1 pseudogene is annotated in these 245 nt (G+C 49.0%); it reads left to right on the plus strand.

From position 1 onward, the window contains the following. A pseudogene (locus tag DCC82_RS17120) lies at positions 1–245 on the plus strand (transposase); the annotation flags it as partial.

Below are 245 nucleotides of genomic sequence, written 5' to 3' on the forward strand. Positions count from 1 at the left end.
CGATCATGGATGCCGAAACGGGAGAAGTGTATGCCATGGAAGCAGGAAAGAACGAGGAAGCCATTGGGCGTGTATTGGCTCATGTGTCTCGTTCCGTTCAGTATGTCGTGAGTGACTTGGCTCCAGCAAGAAAAAAGCGATTCAACGGGTTTGCCCAGAGGCGACACATGTCATCGACTATTTCCATGTCATTCAGCTGTTTACCGATGCGTTAGAACGTTGTCGCAAATATTTGGGCAAAGGAG

The sequence above is a fragment of the Geobacillus sp. LYN3 genome (assembly GCF_003064505.1).
GTDB lineage: Bacteria > Bacillota > Bacilli > Bacillales > Anoxybacillaceae > Parageobacillus_B > Parageobacillus_B toebii.